This is a genomic window from Ensifer sp. ZNC0028 (assembly GCF_000799055.1).
Lineage (GTDB): Bacteria > Pseudomonadota > Alphaproteobacteria > Rhizobiales > Rhizobiaceae > Ensifer.
The window spans coordinates 1-1,160 of sequence record NZ_JTLA01000037.1 but is presented as its reverse complement, the minus strand read 5'-3'; the positions used below and the strand labels follow the sequence as shown (position 1 = coordinate 1,160).

General features: G+C 60.3%; 1 protein-coding gene. It reads right to left on the bottom strand.

Annotated elements, in window-relative coordinates; all coding sequences use genetic code 11:
* Nucleotides 1-1,160, bottom strand: a 1,160-nt coding sequence (gene tuf / locus L981_RS10090) for an elongation factor Tu (RefSeq protein ID WP_043614751.1), incomplete at both ends; no start/stop codon positions are given.

Here is a 1,160-nt window from a genome sequence, read left to right as displayed (position 1 = left end):
GCAACGATGCCGGCGCCGACGGTACGGCCGCCTTCGCGGATAGCGAAGCGCAGCTTTTCTTCCATCGCGATCGGAACGATCAGCTCAACGGCAACCGTGACGTTGTCGCCAGGCATAACCATTTCCGTGCCTTCCGGCAGCGTGACGATGCCCGTAACGTCCGTCGTGCGGAAGTAGAACTGCGGACGGTAGTTGGTGAAGAACGGCGTATGACGGCCGCCTTCTTCCTTCGTCAGGATGTAGGCTTCTGCCATGAACTTCTTGTGCGGCTTGACCGAACCCGGCTTGCACAGGATCTGGCCACGCTCAACGCCGTCACGGTTAACACCACGGATCAGCGCGCCGATGTTGTCGCCGGCCTGGCCCTGGTCGAGCAGCTTGCGGAACATTTCAACGCCCGTAACCGTCGTCTTCGACGTGTCGCGGATGCCGACGATTTCGACTTCTTCGCCAACCTTGACGATGCCGCGCTCAACGCGACCGGTCACAACCGTACCACGGCCCGAGATCGAGAACACGTCTTCGATCGGCATCAGGAACGGCTGGTCGATCGGACGCTCAGGCGTCGGGATGTAGGCGTCAACGGCAGCCATCAGCTCGCGGATCGCGTCTTCGCCGATCTTCTTGTCCGAATCTTCCAGAGCAGCAAGAGCCGAGCCCTTGATGATCGGAATGTCGTCGCCCGGGAATTCGTAGGACGACAGAAGTTCGCGAACTTCCAGTTCGACGAGCTCAAGAAGCTCGGCGTCGTCAACCTGGTCGACCTTGTTGAGGAACACGACGATTGCCGGAACGCCAACCTGGCGAGCAAGCAGGATGTGCTCGCGGGTCTGCGGCATCGGGCCGTCAGCGGCCGAGCAAACCAGGATCGCGCCGTCCATCTGCGCTGCACCGGTGATCATGTTCTTGACGTAGTCGGCGTGGCCGGGGCAGTCAACGTGAGCGTAGTGACGGTTCGGCGTCTCATACTCAACGTGGGCCGTCGAAATCGTGATACCACGGGCCTTTTCTTCCGGAGCGGCGTCGATCTGGTCGTACGCCTTGAACTCGCCGAAGTACTTCGTGATCGCTGCGGTCAGCGACGTCTTGCCATGGTCAACGTGGCCAATCGTGCCAATGTTAACGTGCGGCTTGTTGCGCTCAAATTTGCTCTTTGCCAT